Genomic DNA, 16718 nt, shown 5'->3' on the forward strand with positions numbered 1-16718 from the left:
TTATGCGCTCACAATAAGAATGAACATGTGCAACACCCAGTATTAAGTAAAGCGAGGGAATACAAGAAAGGGATGCAGATCACAGATTCACATCGGTGTGTTCTGCCTTTGGGCGTTACAACGCACTGAGCTGCCGCGCAATGCGGATCAGTTCCTGGGACAAAGATTCCGGTGAAGCATGCGCTTCGCCGGGTTTCGCCGTGGTATGGCGTTCAACCAGAGAGGTCGGCAGCAGCAGTGATGACCTACGGTAGTCACCTTGGGGATGCAGGTCATCGACCAGACGATTCACACTCTCGTGCCCGAGCAGGCGGAAATCCTGCTTGATGGTGGTCAGTGGCGGGAAGAAAAATGCGCTGTCTTCGGTATCGTCATAACCCATTACCGAGATTTGCTCCGGCACACGCAGGCCGAATTCATGTGCCGCACGCAGCACACCCAGCGCCATCTGATCATTGGCCACCAGAATCGCAGTAGGCCGCTCTGGCTGGTTGAGCAGTAACAATGCCTGCTGGTAGCCAGATGCCGCGCTCCAGTCGCCGTGCTGCACCGTACAAGGCTTCACATTGTGCTTCGCCATCGTTTGCAGCCAGCCTTCATAACGCAGGCGCGCAGAAATGGATTCAAGCGGGCCGGTCAACACCGCAATCTGCTGATGCCCAAGCGCCAGCAGATGTTCCACGCCCTGCTCTGCCCCACAGTGCGGATCGAATAAAATCTTGAACACGTCAGCCTGCGGATCGACATCCAGAAACAGCGCCGGTAAATTGTTGCACATCTGCGCAATCGCCTGCGCATTGTCGTTCGACAGCGGTACGTTGATCAGCACGCCATCGACCCGTTGCGACATCAGCTCGCTCACCGCCGCACGGCAGGCGGACAGACTCAGGTTGTCCGTCATCGAAATCACCACGTTAAACCCCAATTGGTTAGCGCGGGTTTTCATCGCAGAGGCAATTTGCGATGGCGCATGCAGCGCCAGTTCGGTGGTCGCCAGTCCCAGCGTGTAACTTTGTTTGCCCGCCAGTTGCTGCGCGACACGGTTCGGCACGTAGTTCAGCGCAACCATCGCCTTCTCGACGTTATCGCGCGTCTTGGCCGAGACGTGCGCCGCCTGATTAAGCACGCGGGAAACGGTCTGATAAGACACACCTGCATGGCGCGCCACATCATCGAGGGTGACAGATTTTGGCTTCATGGCTCTCTCTTCGGGGATTTATGCGGGAACGCGCAGCACGAGCTATTGTGGCCGGAAAGCAGACAATAAAAAAGGGGCCGAAGCCCCTTTGGTTATGATCCTCACATTCCGGTGGTCAAGCACCGGAAGGGTAAGAATTACAGTACGTCGATCGCGTTCAGTTCTTTGAATGCCAGTTCCAGGCGAGTCACCATGGAAGCCTGTGCAGAACGCAGCCATACGCGTGGGTCATAGAATTTCTTGTTAGGTTTGTCCGCGCCTTCCGGGTTACCCAACTGACCTTGCAGGTAAGCTTCGTTTTTCTTGTAGAACTGCAGGATACCGTCCCAGTTTGCCCATTGGGTGTCGGTATCGATGTTCATTTTGATCACACCGTAGCCTACAGATTCTTTGATTTCTGCTGCAGTCGAACCAGAACCGCCGTGGAACACGAAGTTCAGGCTGTTGTGTGGCAGGTTGTGTTTCTTGCAAACGTATTCCTGAGAGTCGCGCAGAATCGTTGGAGTCAGTTTAACGTTACCTGGTTTGTACACGCCGTGTACGTTACCGAATGACGCAGCGATAGTGAAACGCGGGCTGATTGCATTCAGTTTTTCGTATGCGTAATCAACGTCTTGCGGCTGAGTGTACAGCGCAGATGCGTCCATATGGCTGTTGTCTACGCCATCTTCTTCACCACCAGTACAACCCAGTTCGATTTCCAGAGTCATATCGATTTTTGCCATGCGAGCTAAATACTTGCTGCAAATTTCGATGTTTTCTTCCAGGGATTCTTCAGACAGGTCGATCATGTGTGAAGAGAACAGTGGTTTACCGGTTTTGGCGAAGTGAGCTTCACCTGCGTCCAGCAGACCGTCGATCCATGGCAGCAGTTTTTTCGCGCAATGGTCAGTGTGCAGGATAACCGGCACGCCGTAATGTTCTGCCATCTGATGCACATGGTGTGCGCCAGAGATTGCCCCCAGAATTGCAGCGCCTTGTGGCACGTCAGTTTTCAGGCCTTTGCCAGCGATGAACGCAGCGCCGCCGTTAGAGAACTGAACGATAACCGGGGAACGGACTTTCGCAGCGGCTTCAAGCACGGCGTTGATAGAGTCGGTGCCTACGCAGTTAACCGCTGGCAGAGCAAATTTGTTTTCTTTAGCAATAGCGAAAACTTTCTGTACATCATCACCAGTGATAACGCCTGGTTTTACGAAATCAAAAATTTTAGACATAGTTCTTTGTCCTGTATTCGTCGGCCGTAGATGGATTGAATCGGTTTGCTATGTCGCGCGAGTTCCACTGTGCAGCCCCTCGCACGACAAAGAAGAACAGGAAGCCCTATGCTTCCTGTTCAGGGTTCATTACTTCTTAGCACGCTCTTCCAGCATCACAACCGCTGGCAGTGCTTTCCCTTCAACGAACTCCAGGAATGCGCCACCGCCAGTGGAGATATAGGAAATTTTGTCAGCGATACCGAACAGATCGATAGCCGCTAAGGTGTCGCCGCCGCCTGCGATAGAGAAACCTTCGCTATCAGCAATGGCCTGCGCCACAATTTCGGTTCCTCTACGGAAGTTAGGGAACTCGAACACGCCTACCGGGCCATTCCACAGAATGGTTTTCGCGTTTTTGATGATCTCAGCAAGGCGATTTGCAGACTCGTCGCCCATGTCGAGAATTTGTTCGTCATCTTTGATGTCTTTAACAGACTTCACGGTTGCCGTTGCAGTTTCAGAGAACTCAGTGGCCACGCGAACGTCTGTCGGAACAGGAATATCGCAAAGCGTCAGCAGTCGTTTGGCTTCATCAACCAAGCCAGCTTCGTAGAGAGATTTACCGACATTATTACCTTGAGCGGCCACGAAGGTGTTCGCAATACCACCGCCAACGATCAGCTGGTCAGCGATTTTGGACAAGGAATCCAGAACAGTCAGTTTAGTGGAGACTTTAGAACCGCCTACGATCGCAACCATTGGACGCGCTGGGTTACCTAATGCTTTACCCAATGCTTCCAGCTCTGCTGACAGCAGAGGACCCGCACAGGCGATTGGGGCAAATTTGCCGACGCCGTGGGTGGAGGCTTGTGCACGGTGTGCGGTACCAAAGGCATCCATCACGTAAATGTCACAAAGTGCGGCGTATTTTTTAGACAGTGTTTCATCGTCTTTCTTTTCGCCTTTGTTAAAGCGAACGTTTTCCAGAACAACCAGTTCACCTTCAGCAACGTCAACGCCATCAAGGTAATCTTTAGCCAGACGAACAGGAGAAGACAATTTATCTTTTAGATAGTTAACAACTGGCAGGAGAGAAAACTCTTCGTTGTACTCGCCTTCAGTCGGACGGCCCAGATGCGAGGTAACCATCACGCGTGCGCCTTGTTTCAGGGCAATTTCGATGGTAGGTAATGACGCGCGAATACGTGCATCAGATGTCACTTTGCCATCTTTAACCGGCACGTTAAGGTCCGCACGGATCAGTACGCGTTTACCCGCTAAATCCAGATCGCTCATCTTAATAACAGACATGGTGAATCCTCTCGTTGATTCTCTTTAAAGTTGCTTGAGGGCACTTCCAGCTACTGGCCGAAAGTGCCGTACTAGAAACCGCTAGCGGACATTGCTAATGTTGTATCCAACATTCTGTTGGCAAAGCCCCACTCGTTATCGCACCAGACCAGCGTCTTAATCAGGTGCTGCCCACTTACCCGCGTTTGCGTACCATCGACGATAGCGCTATGGGGATCATGGTTAAAATCTGTTGAGACTAATGGTAGTTCGGTATAGTCAACAATACCACGAAAAGCGCCATTCGCGGCCTTTTGCAACAGTTGGTTAACCTCATCGACCGTCACACATCCCTCGACAAAAACGCTTAAATCTATCGCCGTGACATTGATGGTCGGCACACGCACTGAGATGGCTTCGAAGCGATCGCAGAACTTCGGCATGATGCGCGTGATACCTGCGGCAAGTTTGGTATCGACCGGAATAATTGACTGGCTCGCGGCGCGTGTTCGGCGTAAATCCGCATGATAGGAGTCAATCACGGGTTGGTCGTTCATCGAGGCATGGATGGTGGTCACTGTACCGGATTCGATGCCATAAGCGTCGTCCAGTAGCTTAATAATAGGAATGATACAATTGGTGGTACAGGATGCGTTGGAAACAATACGGTGCTGGCGTTCGAGAAGGTTTTGGTTGACGCCATAAACGACAGTGGCGTCGAGATCGTGACCGCCCGGATGCGCAAACAGAATCTTCTTCGCGCCCGCCGCCAGTTGCACTTCGCCATCTTCGCGACTGCCATAAACACCGGTGCAGTCGAGGACGACATCAATGCTCAACTCTCCCCAAGGTAGCGAGGAGGCATCCGGTTGATGCAACAGACGGATGCTGTCGTCGCCGACATACAGAACGTCGCCTTCCTGATGCACATCCCACGAGAAACGCCCGTGGCTGGAGTCATATTTTAACAGGTGAGCCATTCCTTCAGGGCTGGCCAGTTCGTTGATAGCAACAACGCTGATTTCCGCCCGACGTCCGGATTCGTATAACGCGCGCAATACGCTACGGCCGATGCGACCAAAGCCATTAATTGCAATACGTATTGGCATACCTCTCCCTGTTACACGGTGATCGCCTTTTGGCGTTAACCACTATAGTAATGCAGTGCGCAGTAACGGTGAATCATTCTCAACAACCTTTTATGACATGTTTGACCTTTTAAGGTTCAAATCATGTCAGGACGTTGACTACCTCAGCCTGAAGTTGCCCCCCAAAACCGTCAACTGAAACGGTTCAGCCGAGCATAAACCAAACAGCAAACAAAAGGAATAATCTGCCTGTTTTGAACGCATTTTCGTGTCGATTCGCTGAAAAAACCGGCAATACGAAACCCTGTTTTTACCGCGACTTCACGTCGAGATCGCATTTATGCCAATCTTTTCCCATGAACCGACAACATTAAACAATAATATAGAAACCAGATTGTAGCCGAGTCGGCTATTTCTCCGTTTGACCTACGTCATTTGCGATGAGAAATGCGAGTTGGGTCATAAACTGAAGCAATAAAAAAGGCACCCGATGGATGCCTTCAGATTTCTATAGCTTAACTTCTTACTTCAATAACGTCTGAGCTTGTGCAACAACGTTTTCGACAGTAAAGCCAAACTCTTTGAACAGCTCTTCCGCCGGAGCAGATTCGCCGAAGCTGGTCATGCCGACGATGGCGCCGTTCAGACCAACATATTTGTACCAGTAGTCAGCAATGCCCGCCTCTACCGCGACGCGTGCGCTCACTGCTTTCGGCAACACGGATTCACGGTACGCGGCGTCCTGCTTGTCGAAGGCGTCCGTTGACGGCATGGACACGACGCGCACTTTGGTGCCCGCTGCGGCCAGTTTATCGGCCGCTTCTACCGTAATACCGACTTCAGAACCGGTGGCGATCAGGATCACTTCAGGTGTGCCGTCGCAATCTTTCAGCACGTAACCACCGCGCGCCACGTTAGCCAATTGTTCGGCAGTACGCGGTTGCTGGGTCAGGTTCTGACGAGAGAAGATCAGCGTAACCGGACCGTCGTTACGTTCGATAGCGTATTTCCATGCCACCGCAGACTCAACCTGATCCGCAGGACGCCAGGTGCTCATGTTTGGCGTCACGCGCAAGCTGGCCATTTGCTCAACCGGCTGGTGGGTCGGACCGTCTTCGCCCAGACCGATGGAGTCATGGGTGTAAACGAACACGTTACGGATTTTCATCAGCGCAGCCATACGCACCGCGTTACGGGCATATTCCACAAACATCAGGAAGGTCGCCGAGTACGGCAGGAAACCGCCGTGCAGCGCGATGCCGTTGGTGATCGCGGTCATACCGAATTCGCGCACACCATAGTGAATGTAGTTACCGGCGAGATCGTCGCCCAGTGATGTCGAGCCAGACCACATCGTCAGGTTGCTTGGCGCGAGGTCAGCGGAGCCGCCGAGGAATTCTGGTAACACTTTACCGAAGGCTTCCAGCGTATTTTGTGACGCTTTACGGCTGGCAATATTGGCAGGCTTAGCCTGCAATTCTTCGATAAATTTCTGTGAATCGGCTTGCCAGTTAGCAGGCAGTTCACCGTTAACACGGCGTTTGAACTCTTTTGCCAGCTCAGGGTGCGCCTTCGCATAGGCCGCGAACTTCTCATCCCATGCGGCTTCTTTGGCCTTACCGGCTTCTTTCGCATCCCACTGAGCATAAATGTCCTGCGGAATTTCAAACGGAGGATAATTCCAGCCCAGTTGTTTGCGGGTTGCTGCCACTTCAGCATCGCCCAGCGGCGCGCCGTGTGCTTCATGGGAACCGGCTTTGTTTGGTGAACCAAAACCGATCACGGTTTTGCACATCAGCAAAGAAGGTTTGTCGGTAACCTTATGAGATTCTTCGATGGCAGCTTTAATGGACGCTGCATCGTGGCCATCAATGTCACGTACTACATGCCAACCATAAGCTTCGAAGCGTGCGGCGGTGTCATCGGTAAACCAGCCTTCAACGTGGCCATCGATAGAGATGCCGTTGTCATCATAAAACGCGGTCAGTTTGCCGAGCTTCATGGTGCCCGCCAGCGAGCAGACCTCGTGGGAGATCCCTTCCATCATGCAACCGTCGCCCATAAAGGCGTAGGTGTGATGGTCGACAATATCGTGACCCGGTTGATTGAACTGCGCAGCCAGCGTCCGTTCAGCAATAGCAAAACCGACGGCGTTGGCGATACCCTGACCGAGCGGGCCGGTGGTGGTTTCAACACCAGCCGTATAGCCGTATTCCGGATGGCCTGGGGTTTTAGAATGCAGTTGACGGAAGTTAGCCAGTTCGCTCATCGGCAAGTCATAGCCCGTGAGGTGCAACAGGCTATAAATCAGCATTGAACCATGGCCATTTGACAACACGAAGCGGTCGCGGTCAGCCCAGTGCGGGTTAGTGGGGTTGTGGTTCATATAGTCACGCCACAGAACTTCGGCAATGTCTGCCATGCCCATCGGGGCGCCAGGGTGGCCGGATTTGGCTTTCTGTACGGCGTCCATACTCAGTGCACGGATAGCGTTCGCAAGCTCTTTACGAGAGGACATGTTCTACTCCAGGTCGGATTAAAAAAGCAGTCAAGAAAGTCATTTTCTCAGACTAGGCATTAAAACGGCAAACTCTATTCGCGCGCGTGATGAACTTCACAGAATTCACTTTTAAATCAGTGCGATTTTTAAGAGATCAACTATAGACCGACAGAAGCAAAAAACCTACCTTAACGCTATCCTTACCTTTAATGCCTTTTTACGGCTTTTTTCTCTGTTTCGCTTTTTACTTTTGGGAATCAAAAACTGATGAAATTTACCCCCACGCTGTTGAGTCTAAGCGTTGTTACTCTGCTATCTGGCTGTGCCAATCTGAATACTGACACCTTAATGCAATCCGGCGCGCAGGCTTATCAGGCAGCAACGCTATCAGATGCAGATGTCAAAACGCTGAGCGTGCAGTCCTGTGAAGAGATGGACAAAAAAAATCAGGTCGCGCCCGATAACAGTAAATACGCGCAGCGTTTGAAGAAAATCTCCGCCGCGCTTGGCGATAATATTAATGGGCAACCGGCGAACTATAAGGTGTACATCACCAAAGACGTCAATGCCTGGGCAATGGCTAACGGCTGTATCCGTGTCTACAGCGGCCTGATGGACATGATGAACGATAATGAAGTCGAAGGTGTGCTGGGACATGAAATGGGCCACGTGGCGCTGGGGCACACCCGCAAAGCGATGCAGGTAGCTTACAGCACAATGGCGGCTCGTTCGGCAGCATCTTCTTTAGGTGGCATCAGCGCAACGCTGTCTCAGTCACAACTGGCTGATCTTGGTGAGAAATACGTTAATGCACAGTTCTCGCAAAAGCAGGAATCCCAGGCAGATGATTACTCGTTCGATTTACTGAAAAAACGCGGTATCGACCCAACCGGTCTGGCCACCAGCTTCGAAAAACTGGCAACACGGGATAAAGGAGGCAGCATAGGTTGGTTTAATGATCATCCCTCATCCGAGGCCCGCGCTAAACACATTCGTGAACGTATTGCCGCCGGTAAGTAATTTCAAATTCCAAAAATTAAGATCCTTACTTTCCAGTACATAAAAAAGCCCGACATAAAGTCGGGCGATTTTTCCAATCGGCAACGAGAAGTCGATCCCGACCCATTAGCCTTTTTTGTAAGCCTGTACGTGTAGCATTTCCAGCGCCAACGTGGCAGCCGCCAGCGCGGTGATTTCTGACTGATCGTAAGCCGGCGCCACTTCCACGATATCCATACCGACGATATCCAGATCCAAATCCTTCAGGCCACGAACCAGTTTCAGCGCGCGATCAGACGTCAGCCCGCCGATCACCGGTGTGCCGGTACCCGGAGCGTGTGCCGGATCCAGACAATCGATGTCAAAGCTCAGGTAAACCGGCAGATCGCCGACAATTTGCTTAACCTGCGCCAGAATGTCATCCACGGTGCGGTCGTTGACCTGCGCGGCATCCAGGACGGTGAAGCCGAGGTTTTTGTCGAACTCGGTGCGGATACCGATCTGCACCGAGTGATTCGGGTCGATCAGACCTTCGTTCGGCGCATGGAAGAACATGGTGCCGTGGTCGAATTTGCTGCCGTTAGAATAGGTGTCGGTATGCGCATCGAAATGCACCAGCGCCATTTTACCGAAGTGCTTGGCGTGCGCGCGCAGCAGTGGCAAGGTCACGAAGTGGTCGCCGCCGAAAGACAGCATACGCTTGCCGGACGCCAGCACTTTATCAGCATGCTGTTGCAGCTTGTCCGTCAGATCCTGCGCATCACCGAAGTTGAACACCAGATCGCCACAGTCGATGACGTTCAGACGATCGCTCAGATCGAAATCCCACGGCCAGCGCTGACCTTCCCACGCCAGATTCACCGACACCTGACGGATAGCGGCAGGACCGAGGCGTGCGCCTGAACGGCCGGAGGTCGCCATGTCAAAAGGAATACCGGTGATGACCCAGTCAGCTTCCGCCGTGTATGGCTGGAAGTTCAGTGGAAAACGTAGAAAACCGAATGCGTTGGAAACCAGGGAGTTATCAGGCTCATTGCCTAAAGTGCTCACTAATTTGCTCATAAATATGTCCTCTTTTTGCATCGCCGTGCAGCCTGCTGCTGACACCGCGTGGTGAAGTATAGATGAAAAAAAATCCCCATCACGTCGTTAGCCCGACGGGAAAGGGATTTCTACTCTAACCCGGCTCAGCTTCAAGCCGGATTAGGGTGCGTTTTTACTCGTCTTCTTCCAGATAGGTGTAACCGTACAAACCGGATTCAAACTCTTGGACGAACTGCGCCTGAAGATCGGCATCCAGATCGGTTTCTTTTACCTGATCGCGGAAGCGACTGAGTAGCACGTTAGGATCCAGTTGCACATATTCCAACATGTCGGCAACAGTGTCGCCTTCGTCGGATTGCTGCACTTCAATACTGCCGTCAGGGAAGACGAACACGTCTACCGCCGCAGTATCACCGAACAGGTTGTGCATATTGCCGAGAATTTCCTGATACGCACCCACCATAAAGAAGCCCAGCACTGGTGGATCTTCAGGGTCATACGGCGGCATTGGCATGGTCGTGGCCACACCGTCACCGTCGATGTAGTGATCGATCGTGCCGTCGGAGTCACAGGTGATATCCAGTAGCACTGCGCGACCCACCGGCGGTTTATCCAGTCCTTCCAGCGGTAAAACAGGGAACAGTTGGTCAATACCCCAGGCATCCGGCATCGACTGGAATAGCGAGAAGTTGACGTACAATTTATCCGCCATGCGCTCTTGCAATTCATCGATGATCGGACGGTGCGCACGATTACTTGGATCCAGCAGATCCTGAATCTTATTACAGATATTCAGATAGATATCTTCCGCCCAGGCACGCTGCGTCAGGTCAAGAATACCGTGTGCGTATTGTGAATGGACGTCGTGCAGATCCATCTGGCTGTCGTGCAGCCATTCACGCAATGAGCGACGATTTTCTGGATCATGCATTTCGTTCCAGGTGTCCCACATGCTGCCAAGCGCGCGCGGCGCATCATCAGCCGGAGCAATCGGATCGCGGAATTCATTGCGTTCCACACCAATGATATTGGAGACCAGCACGGTATGGTGTGCGGTAACGGCACGGCCTGATTCAGTGATCACCGTTGGATGCGGCAGGCCATGTTCATTACAGGCATCACCGATGCCCCAGATCACGTTATTAGCGTATTCGTTCAGGCCATAGTTCACCGAGCAGTCAGACTGCGAACGTGTTCCTTCGTAATCAACGCCCAAACCTCCGCCAACATCGAAGCATTGAATATTAACGCCCAGTTTGTGCAGCTCAACGTAGAAGCGCGCAGATTCACGCACACCAGTGGAGATATCACGGATATTAGAAAGCTGGGAACCCAGATGGAAGTGCAGCAGTTGCAGACTATCTAAACGATTGGCTTCACGCAGCATTTCCACCAGTTGCAGAACCTGCGAGGCCGCCAGGCCAAATTTGGACTTTTCGCCGCCGCTGGACTGCCACTTGCCGGAACCCTGAGACGACAGGCGCGCACGCACGCCAAGGCGCGGGGTCACGTTCAAGCGTTCAGCTTCTTCCAGCACCAGTTTTATCTCAGTCATCTTCTCGATCACCAGATAGACTTTATGGCCGAGCTTCTCGCCAATCAGCGCCAGACGAATGTATTCACGGTCTTTATAACCGTTACAGACGATCACTGAGCGGGTCATACCCGCATGTGCCAGTACGGCCATCAGTTCTGCTTTAGAACCGGCTTCCAGACCCAGGGGTTCGCCAGATTCAACCAGCGACTCAATCACGCGGCGGTGCTGGTTAACCTTAATAGGATAGACCAGGAAGTAATCACCCTCATAACCAAACGAATCACGCGCCCGCTTGAACGCGGCGTTAATCGAACGTAGACGGTGTTGCAGAATTTGTGGGAAACAGAACAGCGCTGGCAGACGTTGACCGTCCTGCGCACGCATGTCTTTCACCAGTTGCGCCAGATCCACCCGAGCCGACGGAACGTCAGGATCAGGGCAAACGCTGATGTGGCCCAGCTCGTTGACGTCATAATAATTGTTACCCCAATAGGCAACATTGTAAGTGCGCAGCATTTTGCTGGCATCACGATCGTTCACGGCAACCTCCTGCATAGAGCGCAAAGAAACCGAATCGCCCGCATGTGACGGACGGTGGGACTGGATGTTATCAGACATAGGTAAATCCTCTTTCTACACTGACAACATGGCCAGCCACTATCGCAGTAACAACAAGTGAGAACAACCCAAACGAATGGCTTTCAGACAGGAGGAAATCCCGCGCACCATGGTTCGCAAACTGTTTTTCACTCATGTGATTATATAATTCATCATTAGACTCCGTGGAACGGGTCAGGAGAAACCAATAGGAATAACGCCCCTAGGTTGCAGGCTACGTCAGTTTTTACGGGGAAGCAGTGGTTAACTGGCCCTATATGGCTGAGTAGCGCTCAGATGTTGCAGACTGAGCTGTCTATAGCCAAGCGGTACAAACGCTGCCGTTCGGCGGACAGCCTGTTTATAACATCGGATTGATGACAGAAATTTTTCAGAAAGGCGTGCAGCAGCAATTAACACTCTCTGCAGGGGATGCTGTTGAAATGTAACCATCGGTAAAAAGTGGGTCATTAACCTAACCACCTCCACACGTGCCGCGCATCACCCGCGGGCATTCAAGCTGAGAAAACAGTAATTACTGGGATACGCTGGCGTAGATTAACGTACTGAGCGCGCGCCGTTTATACCGGCAACCCGCTGTAAATGCAAAATGAAAATGCACCAGAGATTGTTTCTGCGCGTGAAGATGCCTGCAAATTCACACAAAAACGCCATATTCATCACAAAAATGACTGGCTTTCAGAACACCTGCTATCCTAAAATAGCCGTCCAGATGTTAATCCGTCTATTTGGATTGACTGTCAAACTGCTTCAAGGCTTTGCCTTATGGGGACGTGCAGGACGCATTGCGACAATGGCGAGCTTCGCTCATCATCTGCCAGTCTCCCCAGTGCTATGCAGTGATATCTAACCCGTCGTATGAAGGTAAAGAACATAATGGCTAAACATCTCTTCACATCCGAATCTGTTTCAGAAGGACATCCAGATAAAATCGCCGACCAAATTTCTGATGCCGTACTGGACGCAATTTTAGAACAAGACCCGAAAGCACGTGTTGCATGTGAAACTTATGTTAAAACCGGCATGGTCCTCGTTGGCGGTGAAATTACCACCAGTGCCTGGGTCGACGTAGAAGAAATCACCCGTCAAACCATCCGTGAGATTGGCTACGTTAATTCTCAAATGGGATTCGACGCGAATTCTTGCGCCGTACTCAGCGCTATCGGTAAGCAGTCTCCGGACATCAACCAAGGTGTCGACCGTGTTGACCCGCTGGAACAAGGCGCAGGCGATCAAGGCTTGATGTTTGGTTACGCAACCAATGAGACCGAAGTGCTGATGCCAGCGCCGATCACCTACGCACACCGTCTGGTACAGCGTCAGGCTGAAGTTCGTAAAGCAGGCATCCTACCGTGGTTGCGTCCTGATGCGAAAAGCCAGGTCACTTTCCAGTATGACGAAGGAAAAATTGTCGGTATTGATGCCGTCGTCCTGTCAACTCAGCACGCTGAAGACATCGCGCTGAAAGATCTGCAAGAAGCCGTGATGGAAGAAATCATCAAACCTGTGCTGCCAGCAGAGTGGCTTCACGCCGGGACTAAATACCATATTAACCCGACTGGCCGTTTCGTGATCGGTGGCCCAATGGGTGACTGCGGTCTGACTGGCCGTAAAATCATCGTGGATACCTACGGCGGTATGGCCCGTCACGGTGGCGGTGCGTTCTCCGGAAAAGATCCGTCTAAGGTTGACCGCTCGGCGGCCTACGCGGCCCGTTACGTGGCGAAAAATATCGTGGCGGCCGGTCTTGCTGATCGTTGTGAGATCCAGGTCTCCTATGCTATCGGCGTGGCTGAACCGACGTCTATCATGGTGGAAACCTTCGGCACCGGTAAAATATCCAACGAGCAGTTAACTCTGCTGGTGCGCGAATTCTTCGATCTACGTCCTTACGGCCTGATTCAGATGATGGATCTACTGCATCCTATCTACAAAGAAACCGCCGCATATGGGCACTTTGGTCGCGAACATTTCCCTTGGGAAAAAACCGACAAAGCCGCTCAGTTGCGTGAAGCTACTGGCCTATAATTTTCAGAACGTGGTTGCTTAAAACCCTGCCATTGCTGGCGGGGTTTTTTATTGCCTGCTATTTAACGACGACACTTAAGCAAAACAGTCACCATTAATGAAAACGGTTACAAAAATTAATTGCTTTAAAATCAATAAATTAATGTAAAATACACTGCTAAGATATCAATATTTGATTGATATGAATCAAAATATTACGTATTACTCTGTGAAATAGTCCCCTTTTCCATCGTCACATCTCGTAACAGCTTCCCATGCTTGATCAATAATCGAACCAATAAGTGTAAGCGATTACAACGCTGTGATCTGGCGCACTTTTCGTCAGGGCAAGGGCAAATAACATAACAAGCTAAGCATTATTGCTATCTTTCGGAGGCAGGATGAGTAACTCAACGTATGGCAAAAAGAAACGCTCAAATAAAAGCGTCACTTTCTTTGTCTGTTTTCTGGCGGCACTGGCAGGCCTGCTGTTCGGGCTGGACATCGGCGTCATCGCTGGTGCCCTTCCATTCATCAGTAATGAATTCCAGATAACCAGCCATCAGCAGGAGTGGGTCGTTAGCTCAATGATGTTCGGTGCCGCGGTAGGGGCTATCGGTAGTGGTTGGCTGAACTTTCGTCTGGGCCGTAAATACAGTCTGATGATTGGTGCCATTTTATTCGTGGTCGGCTCACTCTTTTCGGCCTTTGCACCCAATACCGAAATTCTGATCATCGCCCGCATCTTGTTGGGTCTGGCCGTCGGTATCGCTTCTTATACCGCGCCTGTTTATCTGTCTGAAATTGCCCCGGAAAAAATCCGCGGCAGCATGATTTCGATGTACCAGTTAATGATCACCATCGGTATTCTGGCTGCCTATCTTTCTGACACCGGCTTCAGTTACACCGGTGCTTGGCGCTGGATGTTGGGGGTTATCACTATCCCGGCACTGTTACTGTTGATTGGTGTGTTCTTCCTGCCGGATAGCCCACGCTGGCTGGCAGCCCGTGGCAACGACGATAAAGCCCGCAGGGTATTGGAAAGATTGCGTGACTCTACGGCTCAGGCCAAAAAAGAGCTGGATGAGATACGTGAAAGCCTGAAAATCAAACAAAGTGGCTGGGGCCTATTCACCAGCAATAAAAACTTCCGTCGTGCGGTCTACCTCGGCATCCTGCTACAGGTCATGCAACAGTTCACCGGTATGAACGTCATCATGTATTACGCACCGAAAATCTTCGGTATTGCTGGGTTTGCCAGCACCTCACAGCAGATGTGGGGGACGGTCATTGTGGGTGTCGTCAACGTACTGGCAACCTTCATTGCCATTGGTCTGGTCGACCGCTGGGGCCGTAAACCTACCCTAAAACTGGGCTTCATGGTCATGGCTGTCGGTATGGGCGTGTTAGGTACCATGCTGCACATTGGCGTTGAGTCGGATATGGCGAAATATTTCTCCGTCGCCATGTTACTCATGTTCATCGTCGGTTTCGCCATGAGTGCCGGTCCGTTGATTTGGGTACTTTGTTCTGAAATTCAGCCGCTGCGCGGCCGTGATTTTGGTATCACCGTTTCGACGACCACTAACTGGATCGCCAACATGATTGTCGGCGCAACCTTCCTGACCATGCTCGACACACTCGGCAACGCGAATACCTTCTGGGTCTATGCCGCGCTAAACGTTGTCTTCATCTTCGTCACGATTGCGTTGATTCCAGAGACCAAAAACGTCTCTCTGGAACACATCGAACGTAATTTGATGAGTGGTGAAGCACTGCGCGACATCGGTAAGTAAATGATAAAATCCCCCTCTTTTACCGGAGGGGGATTTAACATCGCAAAGCTGTTTGCATCTCTCCTCCCACCGTTTTATTCTTCGCCCGATGAAAAAAAACCGACTCCCAATCGCCCTGCAACAAGCCGTGATGCGCTGCCTGCGGGAAAAACTTCAGTTGGCGAATGCCCATTTCGGTACGGATCACCCCGAGCCGGAAATCAGCTATCTGCAGCGCGGTACCAGCGCGGGCAGTGCTTACCTGCAACACTGGCAAATCCGACTGAATCAAGTGCTATTAGTCGAGAATCAACAGCCTTTTGTCGATGAAGTGGTGCCGCACGAATTGGCACACCTGTTGGTTTATCGGCATTTTGGCCGCGCCGCCGCGCCGCACGGCAAGGAGTGGCGCTGGATGATGGAGCACGTGCTCGGTGTCAGTGCCAGCCGCACTCATAAATTCGAAACGGCCTCAGTACAAAGTAAAACCTATCCCTATTTATGCGCCTGCCAGGACCACCAACTCACCGTGCGCCGTCATAACCGCGTGATGCGCAAAGAGGCTGAGTATCGCTGTCGTCATTGCGGTGAACTGTTACGCTTCAACATCAAAGGCAGTGGTTAATCGTTTGACTGTTCATCAATAGAAATCGTCATCCACTGATTGTCACCTCACTGGGTATCCGCTACCCTGCGCGCTTTTCGCATCAGGTATTTTTGGAATATGTCTCGCAAAATTGTTGTAACTGTTGCTGTACTCGCCGCATTAGCCTCCTTTTCTGCTCTCAGCAAAGGCATCAATAACTTCACCCAGGCCAAAGCCGAAGCGGTAAAAATCAATCAGGGCGCAGCGACATTTTACTGTGGCTGTAACATCAACTGGCAAGGCAAAAAAGGGACGCCTGATCTCCAATCCTGTGGTTATCAGGTACGGAAAAGTGCATTACGCGCGAATCGAATTGAGTGGGAACATGTGATGCCGGCCTGGCAGTTTGGCCATTTACGTCAGTGCTGGCAGGACGGTGGACGTAAAAGTTGTGCGAGGGATGAGGGTTATCGCCAGATTGAAACCGACCTCCACAACCTACAGCCCTCCATTGGTGAAGTGAACGGTGACCGCAATAATTTCATGTACAGCCAGTGGAATGGCGGTGAAGGCCAGTACGGGCGCTGTGAGATGAAAGTGGATTTTAAAGCTAAAGCAGCAGAACCACCGGCCCGAGCGCGCGGTGCTATCGCCCGCACCTATTTTTATATGCGTGACCGCTATCAGTTGAACTTATCTCGTCAGCAAACGCAGCTGTTTACCGCCTGGAATAAACAATATCCCGTCACTCGTTGGGAATGTGAGCGCGACGACCGGATAGCACAGGTGCAGGGGAATCATAATCCGTATGTTCAACAGGCTTGCGCGCAACAAAAAAGCTAACTTAGTATAAACATGTCACCAGAGCACATTAGCT

Annotated in this window: 12 protein-coding genes; 5 read left to right on the forward strand and 7 right to left on the reverse strand. The window is 51.6% G+C overall.

The features are described from left to right. Positions 1 to 115: 115 nt before the first annotated feature. The 5 genes from IEV89_RS08350 to tkt form a co-directional block, all read right to left on the reverse strand. Positions 116 to 1198: a LacI family DNA-binding transcriptional regulator gene (locus tag IEV89_RS08350; protein ID WP_188472454.1), complete on the reverse strand. Its 1083-nt coding sequence runs from the start codon at positions 1196 to 1198 to the stop codon at positions 116 to 118. Positions 1199 to 1335: 137 nt separating this feature from the next. Beyond that, positions 1336 to 2415: a class II fructose-bisphosphate aldolase gene (fbaA, locus tag IEV89_RS08355; RefSeq protein WP_188472456.1), complete on the reverse strand. Its 1080-nt coding sequence runs from the start codon at positions 2413 to 2415 to the stop codon at positions 1336 to 1338. 129 nt (positions 2416 to 2544) lie between these two features. Beyond that, positions 2545 to 3708 carry a phosphoglycerate kinase gene (gene pgk, locus IEV89_RS08360; protein ID WP_188472458.1) on the reverse strand — a complete coding sequence of 388 codons (1164 nt, stop codon included), beginning with the start codon at positions 3706 to 3708 and terminating at the stop codon, positions 2545 to 2547. Between the two features lie 71 nt (positions 3709 to 3779). Beyond that, positions 3780 to 4796 carry an erythrose-4-phosphate dehydrogenase gene (gene epd / locus IEV89_RS08365; RefSeq protein WP_188472460.1) on the reverse strand — a complete coding sequence of 339 codons (1017 nt, stop codon included), beginning with the start codon at positions 4794 to 4796 and terminating at the stop codon, positions 3780 to 3782. A 502-nt stretch (positions 4797 to 5298) separates the two neighbouring features. Beyond that, positions 5299 to 7293 carry a transketolase gene (gene tkt, locus IEV89_RS08370; RefSeq protein WP_188472461.1) on the reverse strand — a complete coding sequence of 665 codons (1995 nt, stop codon included), beginning with the start codon at positions 7291 to 7293 and terminating at the stop codon, positions 5299 to 5301. Positions 7294 to 7542: 249 nt separating this feature from the next. Between tkt and loiP the strand changes: the two genes are divergently transcribed. After that, positions 7543 to 8295 carry a metalloprotease LoiP gene (gene loiP / locus IEV89_RS08375; RefSeq protein WP_188472463.1) on the forward strand — a complete coding sequence of 251 codons (753 nt, stop codon included), beginning with the start codon at positions 7543 to 7545 and terminating at the stop codon, positions 8293 to 8295. Between the two features lie 105 nt (positions 8296 to 8400). Here the strand turns inward: loiP and speB are convergent, their stop codons facing one another. Continuing rightward, on the reverse strand, positions 8401 to 9324 hold the full coding sequence (gene speB, locus IEV89_RS08380; protein WP_188473225.1) for an agmatinase: 924 nt from the start codon (positions 9322 to 9324) through the stop codon (positions 8401 to 8403). Positions 9325 to 9490: 166 nt separating this feature from the next. Continuing rightward, the gene (gene speA, locus IEV89_RS08385; protein ID WP_188472465.1) at positions 9491 to 11473 is read right to left on the reverse strand and encodes a biosynthetic arginine decarboxylase; all 1983 of its coding nucleotides are present in this window, start codon (positions 11471 to 11473) and stop codon (positions 9491 to 9493) included. 876 nt (positions 11474 to 12349) lie between these two features. Here speA and metK point away from each other — a divergent pair. The 4 genes from metK (at position 12350) to endA (ending at position 16684) form a co-directional block, all read left to right on the forward strand. Beyond that, a complete protein-coding gene (gene metK / locus IEV89_RS08390) occupies positions 12350 to 13501 on the forward strand; it encodes a methionine adenosyltransferase (RefSeq protein ID WP_188472467.1) in 1152 nt (383 codons plus the stop codon). Positions 13502 to 13881: 380 nt separating this feature from the next. Then, positions 13882 to 15276, forward strand: coding sequence for a sugar porter family MFS transporter (locus IEV89_RS08395; RefSeq protein ID WP_188472470.1), 1395 nt, complete (start codon positions 13882 to 13884; stop codon positions 15274 to 15276). A gap of 88 nt (positions 15277 to 15364) precedes the next feature. Continuing rightward, entirely contained in the window at positions 15365 to 15880 is a 516-nt protein-coding gene (locus IEV89_RS08400) for a SprT family zinc-dependent metalloprotease (protein ID WP_188472472.1), read from the forward strand. Between the two features lie 99 nt (positions 15881 to 15979). Then, the gene (gene endA / locus IEV89_RS08405) at positions 15980 to 16684 is read left to right on the forward strand and encodes a deoxyribonuclease I (RefSeq protein WP_188472474.1); all 705 of its coding nucleotides are present in this window, start codon (positions 15980 to 15982) and stop codon (positions 16682 to 16684) included. The last annotated feature ends 34 nt before the right edge of the window (positions 16685 to 16718 follow it).

Source organism: Hafnia psychrotolerans (assembly GCF_014639435.1).
Taxonomy (GTDB): Bacteria; Pseudomonadota; Gammaproteobacteria; order Enterobacterales; family Enterobacteriaceae; genus Ewingella; species Ewingella psychrotolerans.

Excerpts from the sequence above, each read along its gene's own strand:
- fbaA (WP_188472456.1), bottom strand. The coding sequence starts at position 2,415 with ATGTCTAAAATTTTTGATTTCGTAAAACCAGGCGTTATCACTGGTGAT.
- IEV89_RS08350 (WP_188472454.1), bottom strand. The coding sequence starts at position 1,198 with ATGAAGCCAAAATCTGTCACCCTCGATGATGTGGCGCGCCATGCAGGT.
- IEV89_RS08400 (WP_188472472.1), top strand. The coding sequence starts at position 15,365 with ATGAAAAAAAACCGACTCCCAATCGCCCTGCAACAAGCCGTGATGCGC.
- endA (WP_188472474.1), top strand. The coding sequence starts at position 15,980 with ATGTCTCGCAAAATTGTTGTAACTGTTGCTGTACTCGCCGCATTAGCC.
- metK (WP_188472467.1), top strand. The coding sequence starts at position 12,350 with ATGGCTAAACATCTCTTCACATCCGAATCTGTTTCAGAAGGACATCCA.
- loiP (WP_188472463.1), top strand. The coding sequence starts at position 7,543 with ATGAAATTTACCCCCACGCTGTTGAGTCTAAGCGTTGTTACTCTGCTA.
- speA (WP_188472465.1), bottom strand. The coding sequence starts at position 11,473 with ATGTCTGATAACATCCAGTCCCACCGTCCGTCACATGCGGGCGATTCG.
- pgk (WP_188472458.1), bottom strand. The coding sequence starts at position 3,708 with ATGTCTGTTATTAAGATGAGCGATCTGGATTTAGCGGGTAAACGCGTA.
- epd (WP_188472460.1), bottom strand. The coding sequence starts at position 4,796 with ATGCCAATACGTATTGCAATTAATGGCTTTGGTCGCATCGGCCGTAGC.
- tkt (WP_188472461.1), bottom strand. The coding sequence starts at position 7,293 with ATGTCCTCTCGTAAAGAGCTTGCGAACGCTATCCGTGCACTGAGTATG.
- IEV89_RS08395 (WP_188472470.1), top strand. The coding sequence starts at position 13,882 with ATGAGTAACTCAACGTATGGCAAAAAGAAACGCTCAAATAAAAGCGTC.